Here is a 13,995-nt window from a genome sequence, read left to right on the forward strand (position 1 = left end):
AGGCAGCCATGATCCAGTTGCGGTCTGAAGGATCAAATTTAGCCGCCTTCAGCATGGCGGTAACGCCCACCAACTGCTTGTGGGCATTGTAATTCTCTTTGACCATCAGGCTTCCATTACTATAGCGGGTCACTTTCAATATCCCACCGGCCTTTTCTATACTGGATATTGCTAAAGGGTTGGCCAAGTCCACCGTGTAAGGATCCACCGTCCGGGATCCCGCTTGATAAGGCACACTTCCGGGCATGATGGCGTGCGTATTTTGCAATATCTGTACTTCTTTCCACAGAACTTCAGGGCTGGGTCCGGCTGCATGCGCCCAAGCCAGAGAAGAAAAACAACTGCTTATGGTGAGTAGTATAACAATATTAAGTTTTGGCATGACACGGCTCCTGACTCAACCCGTAGTCTCCACGAAATGTCATGACGTGGAGACGTTTGCTTTAAACGTAAAGCTTCTTGAAAATTATAGCGGGTATTCCGGACCTATACGTAAAAGCCATCCGCGAAGCAACAGACCTTTCTCGGTTGCCGTTCGCCCTTTTGATCGGAGTCAATCTCAATACTGGCCGTTACGGCTTAACGAGGCTTTTTTATGGAAATTTTTTTGGGCATTACGTAGCTTGCATCCCTTGGGTTTTCTATCAAGGGAGTGATGTGCCGTGGTTGGTGAAGGTATACGCTGAGGCTTATACCAAAAGATAGCATTTGATGACGTGTTTCAGGAGAATTATTTTAAGATTCCTGGACTTGATTCTGAGGAGGTCCATCCCATGATTTGTATCGATGTATTGATTAAATTAAATCTTGTGAAGAAAGAGGCTGGTGACTGACAAGTTGAGAGGGCCAGTTTATCTGGGATGACCATACTATCTAGCAGGAGCCAGCACAAAGCTTGACGCCAAGTGGCTACCATGTATCTACCAGAAAGAAAAAGGTTGCAATTATTTTTTACAACCTTTTGTTTTTATGGTGCCGTTGAGGGGAATCGAACCTCTGACCTACTGATTACGAATCAGTTGCTCTACCGACTGAGCTACAACGGCGTGGGCGCGATTGTACCTGTCATGAGGCAGCGCGACAAGAATTGCTTGGCCTGCGTATTGGCATCGGCTCCGAGTGCGTTTGCTATCGATTTAAGACTGAGTTCGTGATACCAGCAAGCTTTCGCGGAGAATATGGGCTTCTGTTTTACCAATGATTGGGGCAGAATCTTACGTTACAGCCATTCAGAGGGAACCATCATGGCAAAGAACGTGGAAGTTACCGAGCTTCGTTGCCCTCCACGCGGGCGAGTGGGCCTGCACTGATGGCCAATCAACCCGCCGTCATCGTCCTGGGAGCCGGCATTGTCGGCGTATCTATTGCCCTGCAGTTGCAACTACGCGGTCGGCAAACCCTGCTGCTCGACCGCCAGGGTCCGGGGGAGGGGACATCATTTGGTAACGCCGGCCTGATTCAGCGCGAGGCCGTCATGCCGCACCCTTTTCCCCGCGCTTTGGCGCAGATGATGAGTTATGCCCGCAATCGTTCGACGGAAGCCTATTATCGCGGCACCATGCTGCCCCGTCTGGCTATTCCCTTTATGCAATACTGGTACAACTCTCAGGAAGAACGGCACCGGGTCATTGCCCGCCACTATGCGGCCCTGATCGCCCATTGCCTGGATGATCATCTGGCCCTGGCCGGACTGGCCGGGGTGACAAACCTGTTTCGTGCTGGTGGCTGGCTGCAGGTTCACACCCATGCAGAATCTCTGGATCATGCCCTGCTGGAAGCCGCCTACAAGGCTGAGCACTTTGGGGTCACTTATGATGCACTGGATACGGCACAGGTGGCGCAGATGGAAGCGACTTTGCGCCCCGGTCTTGCGGGAGGTATTCACTGGACACAACCGCTGGCCGTCACCGATCCCTACGCGCTGACTCGCGCCTATTTGAATTATTTTACCCAACTGGGCGGCGAGTTTCGCACGGGCAATGCCGAAAAAGTGCAAAAAGAACAAGCTGGCTGGCGCGTGCAAAGCGCGCACGGCCCTATAGAAGCCGCCGAACTGGTCATTGCCCTGGGAGCCTGGTCGCCGGATATTACCCGCGCACTGGGTTTTCATCCGCCACTTTTCGTGAAACGGGGCTACCACATGCATTATCGCCAGCCCGCCACGCCTCTCTGCCACCCGGTTCTGGACGCCGATCAGGGTTATGTATTGGCCCCCATGCAAAGGGGCATTCGCCTGACGACCGGCGCAGAATTCGCCGACCGCGACGCGCCCCGTTCCGCCATTCCCCTGACCCGTGCCGAAGCCCAAGCCCGGCAACTCCTGCCCAGCCTCGGTGAACGCCTGGACCCGGAAGCCTGGCTGGGCTCACGCCCCTGCACCCCCGACATGCTTCCCATTATCGGCCCCGCCCCCGGCCAGAAAGGCCTCTGGTACGCCTTTGGCCACTGCCACCAGGGCCTGACCCTCGGCCCGACAGCCGGACGCCTGCTGGCAGAAATGATGGAGGGCGAAACGCCGTTTACGGATCCGGAGCCTTATCGAGTGGAGCGGTTTATGTGATTTTAACTAATTTTCTAGCCTGACGGGATTAAGCTGTGCTATCACTTTTGTTGGTCGTTTCCACCTTATCAGGCTGATAGGTGGTATACCAGTTGTCCTCAAGGATGACCTTGAGTAGTTGTTGAGTGCTTTGTTCCCACGTCAGGTAGGGCATTCCCTTGGATTGCGGAGCATTGCCTTGCGCATCAAGCTCAAGCCAATGCTGAATGCTTTCGGCCAAATCAGAACTATTGGTGTTAGGGAAATAGTAGGCGTATTCACCCGCTACTTCATGAAAAATAGGAATATCCCGGGCAATAATAGGCAAACCATAATACGCAGCCTCAATCAGAGGCAGGCCAAATCCTTCTGCGAAAGATGCGGCAAGTAACGCACTGGATTGCTTATAAAGTTCAATCAGGAGGGAATCACTGGCATTTTCAAGCCAGAATAGTTGTTTGTTTCTTTGAGGATGATGACGCAATTTGCGAATTAAGTTGTGGCTTCGCCAGCCCCCCTTGCCAATAAACACTAAATTGACTCTAACATTATTATCCCAGAGTATTTCAAGCGATTCTAGTGCTTGAATGTGTCCCTTGCGTGGTTCAAGAGTGCCTACCATAAGTAGTACAGGCTGAGATTTAATGGTATGAAGGAATGCTTTATCATCATTATTGATTTCTGTGAAATGCTTTCTTACAGCAAGATTGGCACCATGATGGAACCAGCCAATAGAAATTTCGCTAGTATTTAATTGATTTTCGGTGATAAGTTTAGAGTTAACCTCATCAGCAACAGTTTTAGACACGCAAACTAATCTATCGGCAGTATGGATAACACCTTTATACCAGTCACCAAATGCAAGGCAATAAGATTCTGGAAGCATGTCAGGAATTGTTAGTCCAAAAAGATCATGTATTGTCCATATGACTATAAGCCCTTGGAGCCGCATTGATTGCAATGTCCTAAAAGGGAAGTGCATGTATAAATCAGCGCTGAAAAAAATATCACCGGGAACTATTTTTACAATTTCTCCAATAGTATTTACTGTAGTGGGTGTGTTGGTTGGCATATCAATGAAAAAATTATTTACATACCGAATATTTCCAACATTATCGGCATGTACAGCCCGTAAATTAAATCTACCAAGTGACTGTCGATCTAGCTCGGTATATAGAGATTTTATAACCCGTTGTATTCCAGTATGAACATCTCTAAGAGCAAGTTCAGATACATCAAATAGTAATTGTTTATCTGTGGTCTTGGTACTATCATCTACTACAAATATTTCGATATTATCTCTATTTAATGGCTCAACAAAAGAGAGGTTTGTTCTTTTTAACCTATAGGATATTATTCGCAATTTTTCTTCAAATTTTGGAAAGTAAATTAGCGCTTTTTTAGTTAGGTTTATGATTTTATCATTATATAATAGTGAAGTTAAAAGATTTTTTATAAGCCTGTGTTTAGACATGATTATAAGCCATGTATTTTTTGAAGAAAAAGCTCAGAAACTTTTTTGCTAAGTAATTCATCCTTGAAGCAACGGGTTGTTTTTGATTCGTCGTTTATTGTTAGTATTAAAAACCCAAGACTGGATATGTAATCAATAAACTCTTCTGGATTCACTTTTGCCTGAATTAGTCTTTCTGGAAAAAATTCACATAGTATTTTTACTTGATTATTGTTTTTCAACAATGCTTCCATACCGGAAAAAATAAGTCTTTCGCTGCCTTCGGCATCGATCTTTATGAAATCAATGCGTTCAGAAGGTAGTAACTGGTCTAGAGCATCTGTTGTGACCGTAATTGATTCTATTTCCTCGCTGTATTCTGTCAAGAGATCTGCGGAAACAATAGTAGAATTACCTTGGTGTCGTGTAAACTTTTGAAATTTTACAGTACCCTTCTTATCCGAAATAGCAATATTTTTTATATTCACTATATTATTTAATCCGTTTAACTCAATGTTATTTTTACATATTTTGTAAACGTCAGGATTTGCTTCGAAAGCATATACTTTTCCGTCCGGCCCGACTTGTTTGGCTGCAATTGTTGTAAAATATCCTATGTTGCTACCAATCTCTATAACTCGAAACCCCTTTTTTACTGTACGGCGAAAGAATTTTGTTATAATGGGTTCCCACTGCCTGTCAATGAGTATATGAGGGGCGATTGAAAGGTCTCTGGTATCAACTAATAATTTTATTCTGCCTATAGTTTTCACAATGGCCAAGTTGTTGCCTAGATACACTGGTGATTTATTGCCGAGAAAATGATTGAATATTTTTGATGTGAGTGGTTGAGCCATTACTAGTTTCCCTGTGAATCCATGAGTGATCGGAGCTTTTTGAGCGATGCATCAATAATAAACTGAGGCATTATCTTTATCGCAGTATAGAGTGATGATGTAAAACATATAAAAGCAATTATTATCGTTAACGCTCCCCAGTGCTTTTGCCAAGATAATGTCGCTGAAACAATAATAAATGGAGCAGTTATCAAAAAGAGTCTTGATGAAAGAGCTGAGCTATTCGTAATTATGAAACAAAATGCACTATCAGCAACTGCACGAATTGCAAATATAATAGCAGCACCAATAATCCCGTAATCCTTAATAAAAATATATAATAATATTAAAAATGGAATTATTTCCCAAGCGTAAAATTTTACCATAATGTCTGGTCTTCCAATTGCTGGTAGCATATTGTGTGGTATATAGGCTGGTCCATTTATCCATAAGGCTATTAAGAAAATAATTGCTACCGGTGACGCGCGGCTGGCTAATGTTGACCCTACCCATAGGTCAAGAAAAGGATGCATTATCAGGATACCTAGGATTATTAAAGGTGTTTGTATGGCTACAAGCGTACTGATGCCGTCATTCAATAATTTCTTTTGATCGCTTTCTAGGTTTCTGGCGAAGCGTGGGTAAAGAGTAGTGCTAATAGCATAGGGTAAGTAGGTGAATCTTTGAGTAAGATTATAAGGTACTGCGTATGCAGTCACCGCTGCAGGCCCAATCACAGTACCTATGAAGAAACGGTCAATAATGGATAAAAGAGGGATCGCCATTCCAGAAAGGGTCATCCATCCCCCAAATCTTAGTAATGGTCCTATATCGGGCTTGTGTATGTGGGGAAGATTTCGAATAGGAAGCATATGACTCGTAGAAGCAATCAACACTATGACACCAAGTAGCCTGCCAATTAAAGCAGAAGCAAGTAGTACAGGCATAGATTTATGGCCCAGCATGGCGGCGCTGAGAGGTAACACTTGAAGACCAATTACGCCAATTATCTGACTTATATTCATAGCAAGAAAAGCCTGACGACCTTCCAGCGTACCAGCAAGAACTGATATGATGGCTGTAATTGGTACGATTGCTGCAAGCCAAGGAATGGCGCTGACCATCTCATGACGCAGATTGGTTGGGATATTGAAAACTTCTGAAAATAACCATTGACCAAGGAAATATAAGACTATCGCACCTACTACTCCCATAATACCAGAAATTATAAATGCAGTCCAAAAAGTATGATTACGTTCTTCTATACTGTCCTGGCGGGCTACACGTTGTGCCACAGCGCGGCCTAAACCCAAGTCAAATGCACCAAAATATCCTAGAAAGGTGAAGGCCAGTAGTAATACCCCATAACGGACTTCACCAATTTGTTTTAAGTAGAGTGGTACGGTGATAAGGGCAACAATAGTGGGTACCAGTAAACCAGAAAGATTGATTAAAGTGGATCGCCCTATCCCCGGCTGCTCACGTTTTGGCGTTGGTGACTTAATATCCTTAGTCAAGTAGTAATCCGTTAGTGTTCATAAGGTCGGATTTGAGCATTTATTGCAAAGCTTCTTTTGCCTTTTGTAGGGATTGAGCTGTTATTCAACATAGTTATACATATTCTTCAATCCACCCAGAGCCCGGCAAGCGATAAAGGAACCGCTGCAAAGGGATCAATGCTGGCTTCATCATCGCCGCCCCAGGTGCCGAGCAGCAGCCAATGACCGCCCTGATTGGCGAAAGCTTCCAGGGTACGGACTTCGGGGTCAATTAACCAGCAGTGGGCGATGCCAGCGGCGGCATAGCGGGGGAGTTTGAGAATGCGATCGGTGCGGGCCGTGGCGGGGGATAGCACTTCGCAGACCCAGTCCGGGGCCATTTCAAACCAGGCGGTTTTGGGCAAGTTAGGCATGCGTTCGCGGCGCCAGCCAGCGAGGTCGGGTACAAAAATGTCTGCATTCAGGTGGAGTTCGGGCTCATCCAGAATCCACCAGCCGCCGGGGCCACCGCGCCCACGTCCGAAAGGTTGTCCAAGTTCAACCCCAAGGTTTGATGTGGCAAGGGCATGAGCGGGTGCCGGTCGGGGTTGGGTGTGCATTTGGCCGGCAATGATCTCGCCCACCATGTTTTCAGGCAGGTCAAAAAGATCTTCATAGCGCGCAAGGCGTGGGGCGGCGGTCATAATGAGGAGAGTAGGGGGCTGGGCTGAATGCTGTCAAGGCGTTGGCGACGCATAGGGCTGTTACGCGCGCTCGGCATCCTGGTAGATATCATCGATGGTCACGTCCATATCCAGACCTTGCAGATGGATGCTGCCTTCGACAAGATTTTCATGGTGCCAGCCTTCTGCCGTGCGGCGATATAGATCAGCCTGACGACAGTCCTGAGCGAGCAGCAGATATTCGTGCAGACTGGGCAGGCCGCCGGTATAGGCAAAGAGTTTTTCGCGCCGGTCGATGCGTTCGGTGCTTTCGGAAAGTACTTCGATAATCAGGCAGGGGCGGGTGCTGTAGTAAGTTTCCCGGTCGTTGGGATCACAGCCGAGTAGCAGGTCGGGGTAATAAAAGCTCTCCTCACCGGCCTGCTGGATACGCACTTTCATGTCATTGGTGAAGAGTTGGCAGCCTTGCTGCCGTGCTTTGGGACCCAGTAAGAGGGTGAGGGAGGTGATGATCAGCGCGTGACGGCGACTGGCACCGGCCATGGCATAGACCATGCCATCAATATATTCGTGCCGGAACTCACCGTCCTGCTCGCCGGCCAGATATGCATCAACGCTCAACTTGTTGGCCTGTTCGATAGGAAGGGACATGCTTACCTCCGGTTCAACCCCTCTGATTATGCTAACCGAATCCCGGTCAATCGGGCAATGTTGGTGGCCGATGATTATTGACCTTAATACTTAGATCCTTTATTTTGGTCATAAATATAGTCATATCAGGAGAGTGTGATGGGCACTTATACGCTGGCGCATACAAAAACGCATCTGAGTGAAATTCTTCATCAGGTCGAAAATGGTGAAACGGTTGTCATTACGCGTCATGGGCGTCCTGTGGCGCGCGTTGAGAGTGTGGTGAATGGCACGGGCGCGTTCCCGTTCGAAAGGCTTGCGGCATTTCGCGCAGAAATGCCGCAATGGCGCAAGCGGAGTGCGGAACTTTTGCAAGAGTTGCGGGATGAATCCAACTAAACGCTATTATTTTGATACCAGTTTTCTGGCCCCGTTGATTCTGGAAGAGGCTAGCAGTTTACAGGTGGTCACCTATTTGCGGGAATTGTCGACCGGGCAGTTTTTGTTGAGTAGCCTGACTCGTCTCGAATTCTCCAGTCTGCTTGCCCGCGAGGTTCGTATGGGTGGGTTGCAGGAAAGTGAAGCGCTGGCCGCAGAAAATATCTGCGATGATTTGCTGCGTGAAGCTTTTCAGATTGTGTGTCCTGCTCAGGATGATTATGTACTGGCTGGGCATTACATCCGCCACTATGAGTCAGGATTGCGTACCGCTGATGCGCTGCATTTGGCTATAGCCAAAAACCAGGGATCAGATTTGTTGCTGTCGTTGGATAAAGGACTGTTAAAGGCCGCGAAGATGATGGGGATTCGCTGCGGGTGCGGGATTGACGCCCCTGCAGGGAGGTTCTAGCATCGCAGGCATGCAGATACAGGTAAATGGTGTGCCCCGTGAGGTGCCGGAGCAAATGACGGTGCTGACGCTACTGGCTGATTTGGGTTGGGCAGAGCGGCGGGTGGCGGTAGAGCGTAATGGCGAAATTGTGCCGCGCAGCATCCATGGCGAGGTCATGCTTGCGGCGGGTGATCGTCTGGAAATCATTCAGGCGGTAGGCGGCGGTTAATGGTTGGCGCTGCGGCATCAATCCCTATTTTGAGGTGAGATAATGACCATGCATAAAGATCCCCTGGTGATCGCAGGGCGTGCGTATCAGTCCAGATTGTTGGTGGGTACGGGCAAGTACAAGGATTTTGCGGAAACCCGGGCGGCCGTGGATGCGGCGGGCGCGGAAATCATTACTGTGGCGCTGCGGCGGGTGAATCTTGGCCAGGACCGCGACGCGCCCAATTTGCTGGAGGCTTTGCCTCCGGATCAATTTACCATCCTTCCCAATACGGCTGGCTGTTATACCGCTGAAGACGCGGTGCGTACCTGTCGTCTGGCCCGTGAACTGGGCGACTGGAAACTGGTCAAGCTGGAAGTTATTGGCGATCCTCAGACCCTTTATCCAGATATGCGGCAAACCTATGAAGCGGCCAAAACCCTGGTTGCTGAGGGCTTTGAGGTGATGGTGTACAGCATGGATGATCCGGTAGCCTGCAAGGCCTTTGCGGAAATGGGCTGTGTGGCGGTGATGCCGCTGGCGGCACCTATTGGTTCAGGACTGGGGATTCGCAATCCTTACAATCTGCGCATTATTCTCGAACAGGCGACGGTGCCGATTCTGGTGGATGCGGGGGTGGGTACGGCTTCGGATGTGGCGGTGGCCATGGAACTGGGTTGTGATGGGGTGCTCCTGAATACGGCCATTGCCGCCGCCAAGGATCCGCTATTGATGGCGGAAGCTATGCGTTTGGGTGTGGATGCCGGGCGCAAGGCGTTTTTGGCAGGACGGATGCCGCGCAAGTTGTATGCCAGTGCCAGCAGTCCGGTGGAAGGAACCTTCTTTGAGTAGCAATGACGCCCTGGAAATCGCCCGTAGTGCCGCGCTGGACCACAATTATCTGGAGCAGGTGGAACTGCTGGTCATGGGTTCTGTCCCCGGCAGTCCCATTCCGGATTATGCCGATGATTGGGAAGAGGCAGAACGCCTGATTGCCCGCCTTGGCGACCAGGGGGTGGGGGTGCGTCTGGAATTTATGTCCGACGAAAACGGCCAGCGCTGGCATGTGTATATGGACTGGCAGGAACCCACCAGTCATGAGTGGCAGTTGACGGAAGTGGAAGAACCCACCGCTGCCCAGGCTGTTACCCGGGGTGCCCTGGTTTGGTATTACCAGCAGGAAATGGCCGCAGCCAGTGCCCAGCCTCCCGACGGCTGGGCGTATTTTGAGGTGGTGGAGCGTTTGGGCATGGCTCGTGACATGCTCGCCCGTTCTCTGGACGATCATCCGGTGCTGGCCGAAGAAGAAGCGTTGATGACCCGTTATCAGGAGTTGCTGGAAAAATTCTCGGCACTTTTTGAATTGGCCAACCAGATGCTCGATCAGCGTTTGGGCGCTCCATCCCGCAGTACCATGCACTAATCCCTCATGCATATTCACGTCCTCGGTATTTGCGGGACTTTCATGGGCGGGGTGGCCTTGTTGGCGCGTGCCGCCGGTCATCAGGTAACGGGTTCTGATACCCATACTTATCCGCCCATGAGCGACCTGCTGGCCCGCGAGGGGATTGTGGTGCATGAAGGTTATGACCCCGCACAGCTTAATCCCGTGCCTGATCTGGTCATTATTGGTAATGCCCTGTCCCGGGGAAATCCCTGTGTAGAGGCGGTGCTGGATCGGCAAATTCCTTATGATTCCGGCCCGGCCTGGCTATCCCGGGAGATTCTCGCCAGTCGCTGGGTACTGGCGGTGGCGGGCACGCACGGTAAAACCACGACGACGTCCATATTAACCTGGATTTTGCAGGAAGCGGGGCTCAATCCGGGCTTTCTGATTGGCGGCGAAGCGCTGAATTTCGGGATTTCGGCGCGGCTGACCGATAGTCCGTTTTTTGTGATTGAGGCCGACGAATACGATACGGCCTTTTTCGATAAGCGTTCCAAATTCGTGCATTATCATCCGCGTACGCTGATACTGAATAATCTGGAATATGATCATGCCGATATTTTTCCGAACCTGGAGGCCATCATCACCCAGTTTCATCATTTGCTGCGGACGGTGCCCGGTACAGGCGCGTTGATCGTCAACGCGGCGGCACCCGCTTTGCAGCAAGTGCTGGACAAGGGCTGCTGGACGCCGGTGCAGCGTTTTGCTGGCGGGGGCGATTGGCAGGTGCAACTGGATAGTCCCGATGGCAGGCGCTTCAGTATTGTGGAGCAGGGGCAGCTGCGTGGGCAGGTTGAGTGGGATATGGCGGGGGTGTTTAATGCCGAAAACGCTCTGGCGGCCTTGCTGGCGGCGCGTCATGCCGGGGTCCCCCTCGACGTGGGTATAGCCGCCTTGCGCAGTTTTCGGGGGGTGCGTCGGCGTCTGGAATTACGGGGCACAGCTGCCGGGGTGTCGGTGTATGATGATTTTGCCCATCATCCCACCGCCATTGCTGCGACCATTGCCGCCTTGCGCGGGCAGATGGGCGCTTCCGGTCGTTTGATTGCCGTATTGGAGCCGCGTTCCAATACCATGAAGCTGGGGATACATCAGCAGACTTTGGCGGCCAGCCTGCAGGGCGCTGACCGTGCTTTTGTTTTTGCCCCCGCCGATATAGGCTGGGATGTTCGCGCTGCCCTGGCGGGAACTGCGCAAGTTTCCCCGGACATGGACGACCTGCTGCAGCAGATTCTTGACGAATTACAGGCCGGAGATCAGGTTCTGGTGATGAGTAACGGGGCTTTTGCGGGCATTCATGGGCGGTTGTTGGCGGAACTGGCGCGCAGAAATACCGCCACAACAGGAGAAAAATAATGGCAGAACAGAGTCCGCAGGACCGTATTTGTGTGGCGATGACGGGAGCTTCAGGGGCAGCTTACGGTATGCGTCTGGTGGAGGTCCTGCTCACCGCCGGGATTCAGGTTTATCTGCTGATTTCCGACGCGGCGCGGGTGGTCTGCAAGGAAGAGCTGGGGCTGGATTTGCCGGAAAAGCCCGAGGGTGTCACCCGGTTTCTCAATACCCATTTTGGGACCGAGCCTGGTCTTTTGTCTGTTTATGCTCCCCATGACTGGTATTCCCCCGTCGCTTCGGGTTCCAATGCGCCCCGCGCCATGGTGATTTGCCCTTGTTCGGGAGGCACTCTTGCGGCTATTGCCCATGGTTTGTCCGATAATCTGACCGAACGCGCGGCCGATGTCATGCTCAAGGAAGGCCGCAAGTTGGTGCTGGTTCCCCGGGAAAGTCCGGTTTCGACCATTCATCTGGAAAATATGCTGAGTCTGGCGCGCATGGGGGTGCGGATTTTGCCGGCCAGTCCGGGTTTTTACCATCGTCCCCAGCGCATTGAAGATTTGGTGGATTTTATGGTTGCGCGGGTGCTGGATCAGATTGGCGTGTCAAACCAGATTGGTCGTCGCTGGGGAGAATAGGCAGCTTGCCGGTGGCGCGGAGGCTGTTAAGTAATCTTTCGCCGCGCTCCCCATGAAAAAATGCCTGAATATAGGGGTGGTCCACGGCCTGCACTTCATTGAGGGGACCCACGGTCAGTACCTTGTGGTCGGCCAGTACCGCCACCCGGCTGGCCGTGGCTGCGAGACTGTCCAGATCATGACTGACCATGACCACGGTAAAGCCGATATCCGCATGTACCTGCCGCAGTAATGCATCAAAATCCGAGGCGGCAATCGGATCCAGTCCCGAGGTGGGCTCGTCCAGAAAGAGAATTTCCGCTTCCATGGCCAGCGCCCGCGCCAGGGCCACGCGCTTGATCATGCCGCCCGAAAGTTCGGCAGGCAGCTTCCAGGCATCTTTGGGCTGAAGCCCGACCATTTGTAATTTCAGGGCCACCAGATCATTGATTTCGGTGCGGGTCAGGTGTCCCCATTCGCGCAGGGGAAAGGCAATGTTTTCGAAAACGGTCAGGGCGCTGAACAGGGCACCTTGCTGGAAAAGTACGCCCCAGCGCTGACGCAGGGCAATTTGTTCGCGCAGGGTCAGGATTTGTGGGTTTTTGCCGAGTATGGTCAGTTTGCCATCGGCAATGGGGACCAGGCCCATCATGGCCCGCAACAGGGTGGTTTTGCCGGTGCCACTGCCGCCGACAATGGCGAGGATTTCGCCGCAATGAACTGTCAGGTCCAGATTGTGGTGAATCCAGTAGTCTCCGAAGCGGGTGCCAATATTTTCCATGATGATGGCATCAGGCCGTTCCATCAGCTAATCCCCGTATTGGCAAAGACCAGCGCGAGGATGGCGTCAATGAGAATCACCAGGGTAATGGAGTACACCACGGAATTGGTGGTTTCACGACTCAGGCTGGTGGTGTTGGGCTTGACTTTCAGGCCATGAAAACCGGCAATCCAGGCAATCAGTATGCCGAAAACGGCGCCTTTGATGATACCCAGCCATAAATTGAAACTGGGAACGGCGACGGGCATTTCCTGAATGAAAAAGTGGTAGCTGATACCCAGGTTAGCCTTGGCGACCAACATGGCGCCAAGAATTCCCACCATGTCCGTCCACAACACCAGCAATGGAACCACCAGAGCCAGGGCGATGACCTTGGGTAGCACCAGGCGACGGATGGGGGGGATACCAAAGGTGCGCAGGGCATCCAGTTCTTCGGTGACGCGCATGGCCCCGATCTGGGCGGTAAACGCCGAACCCGAACGACCAGAAAGAATGATCGCCGTGATTAACGGTCCAAACTCCCGCAAAATACTCAGACCGGCAATATTGACGATGTAAATGTTGGCCCCATATTGGGCCAGAGTGGAAGCCGACTGAAAAGAAATCACCACACCAATCAAAAAACCGATGAGCGTTAAAATAGGCAGTGAACCGGGGCCGGTACTGACAATGGTGGCGGATATTTCCCGCCAGGGAAAGCTGCGGGGATGCCGCAAGCCGCGCCCGAATTCCAGCAGTAACGCACCCATCAACAAAAAAATCCCCCAGAGATCACGACCGATTTCGATAAGAAAAGCACCGAGAGCGTCCAAAAGTTGGAAGGGGCGGCGCGGGGGATGCGTCAAAGGTTGTAAATCGGCCAGTCGGGTGAATATGGCCTGATGCAGATCGTTCAACTGTATTTTTTCGGGGAAATGGTTTCCCCAAGCCTGCCAGAGCAGCAGAGCACCGGCACTATCCAGAGCTTCCAGATTGCGTAAATCCCAGAGCAGGTCGGCGTGAATGTTGCCCAGCATTTTCTGCTGTTGGGCAAAACTGCCGCCCAGGCGGCGCAGGGTCCAGCGACCGCTCAGGGTAATGGTCTGATCCTGAAGCTGCCAGCGAGGTTCTTGGGGATTATGGTCGGTCATGCGCGATATGGGCTTTTATCGGATAT

The 13,995-nt window shown here is 51.2% G+C and carries 15 protein-coding genes, 1 tRNA gene and 1 pseudogene; 8 read left to right on the forward strand and 9 right to left on the reverse strand.

Going from position 1 to position 13,995, the window contains the following annotated elements; translation table 11 throughout:
- Positions 1 to 382: pseudogene (locus HAP95_RS01315) on the reverse strand (cytochrome P460 family protein); the annotation flags it as partial.
- A gap of 588 nt (positions 383 to 970) precedes the next feature.
- A tRNA-Thr gene (locus HAP95_RS01320) sits at positions 971 to 1,046 on the reverse strand.
- Between the two features lie 263 nt (positions 1,047 to 1,309).
- On the opposite strand from HAP95_RS01320, the gene HAP95_RS01325 reads away from it, so the two are divergent.
- Entirely contained in the window at positions 1,310 to 2,560 is a 1,251-nt protein-coding gene (locus tag HAP95_RS01325) for an NAD(P)/FAD-dependent oxidoreductase (protein WP_215882633.1), read from the forward strand.
- Between the two features lie 28 nt (positions 2,561 to 2,588).
- On the opposite strand, the gene HAP95_RS01330 is transcribed toward HAP95_RS01325, so the two are convergent.
- The 5 genes from HAP95_RS01330 to HAP95_RS01350 form a co-directional block, all read right to left on the reverse strand.
- Entirely contained in the window at positions 2,589 to 4,013 is a 1,425-nt protein-coding gene (locus HAP95_RS01330) for a glycosyltransferase family 4 protein (protein ID WP_215882634.1), read from the reverse strand.
- A 2-nt stretch (positions 4,014 to 4,015) separates the two neighbouring features.
- Positions 4,016 to 4,849, reverse strand: coding sequence for an FkbM family methyltransferase (locus HAP95_RS01335; protein ID WP_215882635.1), 834 nt, complete (start codon positions 4,847 to 4,849; stop codon positions 4,016 to 4,018).
- A gap of 2 nt (positions 4,850 to 4,851) precedes the next feature.
- Entirely contained in the window at positions 4,852 to 6,345 is a 1,494-nt protein-coding gene (locus HAP95_RS01340) for a flippase (protein WP_215882636.1), read from the reverse strand.
- Between the two features lie 107 nt (positions 6,346 to 6,452).
- Positions 6,453 to 7,010 carry a Uma2 family endonuclease gene (locus HAP95_RS01345; protein ID WP_215882637.1) on the reverse strand — a complete coding sequence of 186 codons (558 nt, stop codon included), beginning with the start codon at positions 7,008 to 7,010 and terminating at the stop codon, positions 6,453 to 6,455.
- A gap of 60 nt (positions 7,011 to 7,070) precedes the next feature.
- The gene (locus tag HAP95_RS01350) at positions 7,071 to 7,640 is read right to left on the reverse strand and encodes a Uma2 family endonuclease (protein ID WP_226832392.1); all 570 of its coding nucleotides are present in this window, start codon (positions 7,638 to 7,640) and stop codon (positions 7,071 to 7,073) included.
- Between the two features lie 138 nt (positions 7,641 to 7,778).
- Here HAP95_RS01350 and HAP95_RS01355 point away from each other — a divergent pair, with 138 nt between their 5' ends.
- The 7 genes from HAP95_RS01355 to HAP95_RS01385 are packed head-to-tail and all read left to right on the forward strand — an operon-like array spanning position 7,779 to position 12,079.
- Positions 7,779 to 8,018, forward strand: a complete 240-nt coding sequence (locus HAP95_RS01355) for a type II toxin-antitoxin system Phd/YefM family antitoxin (protein WP_215882638.1) — start codon at positions 7,779 to 7,781, stop codon at positions 8,016 to 8,018.
- Complete coding sequence (locus HAP95_RS01360) at positions 8,005 to 8,469, forward strand: type II toxin-antitoxin system VapC family toxin (protein WP_215882639.1); 465 nt, start codon at positions 8,005 to 8,007, stop codon at positions 8,467 to 8,469. Before HAP95_RS01355 ends, HAP95_RS01360 begins: the two co-directional genes overlap by 14 nt.
- A 10-nt stretch (positions 8,470 to 8,479) precedes the next feature.
- Positions 8,480 to 8,680 carry a sulfur carrier protein ThiS gene (thiS, locus tag HAP95_RS01365; protein ID WP_215882640.1) on the forward strand — a complete coding sequence of 67 codons (201 nt, stop codon included), beginning with the start codon at positions 8,480 to 8,482 and terminating at the stop codon, positions 8,678 to 8,680.
- A 48-nt stretch (positions 8,681 to 8,728) separates the two neighbouring features.
- Positions 8,729 to 9,511, forward strand: a complete 783-nt coding sequence (locus HAP95_RS01370) for a thiazole synthase (protein WP_215882660.1) — start codon at positions 8,729 to 8,731, stop codon at positions 9,509 to 9,511.
- Entirely contained in the window at positions 9,504 to 10,082 is a 579-nt protein-coding gene (locus tag HAP95_RS01375) for a hypothetical protein (protein WP_226832394.1), read from the forward strand. The genes HAP95_RS01370 and HAP95_RS01375 overlap by 8 nt, the downstream gene beginning before the upstream one ends.
- A gap of 6 nt (positions 10,083 to 10,088) precedes the next feature.
- Positions 10,089 to 11,462 (forward strand): UDP-N-acetylmuramate:L-alanyl-gamma-D-glutamyl-meso-diaminopimelate ligase, encoded by a 1,374-nt coding sequence (mpl, locus tag HAP95_RS01380; RefSeq protein WP_215882642.1) that lies wholly within the window; start codon positions 10,089 to 10,091, stop codon positions 11,460 to 11,462.
- Positions 11,462 to 12,079 (forward strand): flavin prenyltransferase UbiX, encoded by a 618-nt coding sequence (locus HAP95_RS01385; protein ID WP_215882643.1) that lies wholly within the window; start codon positions 11,462 to 11,464, stop codon positions 12,077 to 12,079. Before mpl ends, HAP95_RS01385 begins: the two co-directional genes overlap by 1 nt.
- Here the strand turns inward: HAP95_RS01385 and HAP95_RS01390 are convergent.
- The gene (locus tag HAP95_RS01390) at positions 12,012 to 12,863 is read right to left on the reverse strand and encodes an ABC transporter ATP-binding protein (RefSeq protein WP_215882644.1); all 852 of its coding nucleotides are present in this window, start codon (positions 12,861 to 12,863) and stop codon (positions 12,012 to 12,014) included. The genes HAP95_RS01385 and HAP95_RS01390 overlap by 68 nt on opposite strands.
- Positions 12,863 to 13,969, reverse strand: a complete 1,107-nt coding sequence (locus HAP95_RS01395) for an ABC transporter permease (protein ID WP_215882645.1) — start codon at positions 13,967 to 13,969, stop codon at positions 12,863 to 12,865. The genes HAP95_RS01390 and HAP95_RS01395 overlap by 1 nt, the downstream gene beginning before the upstream one ends.
- Positions 13,970 to 13,995: the final 26 nt, after the last annotated feature.

Origin of the sequence: Acidithiobacillus sulfurivorans (genome assembly GCF_018853815.1) — a bacterium.
In the GTDB taxonomy this organism is placed as follows: Bacteria; Pseudomonadota; Gammaproteobacteria; order Acidithiobacillales; family Acidithiobacillaceae; genus Acidithiobacillus; species Acidithiobacillus sulfurivorans.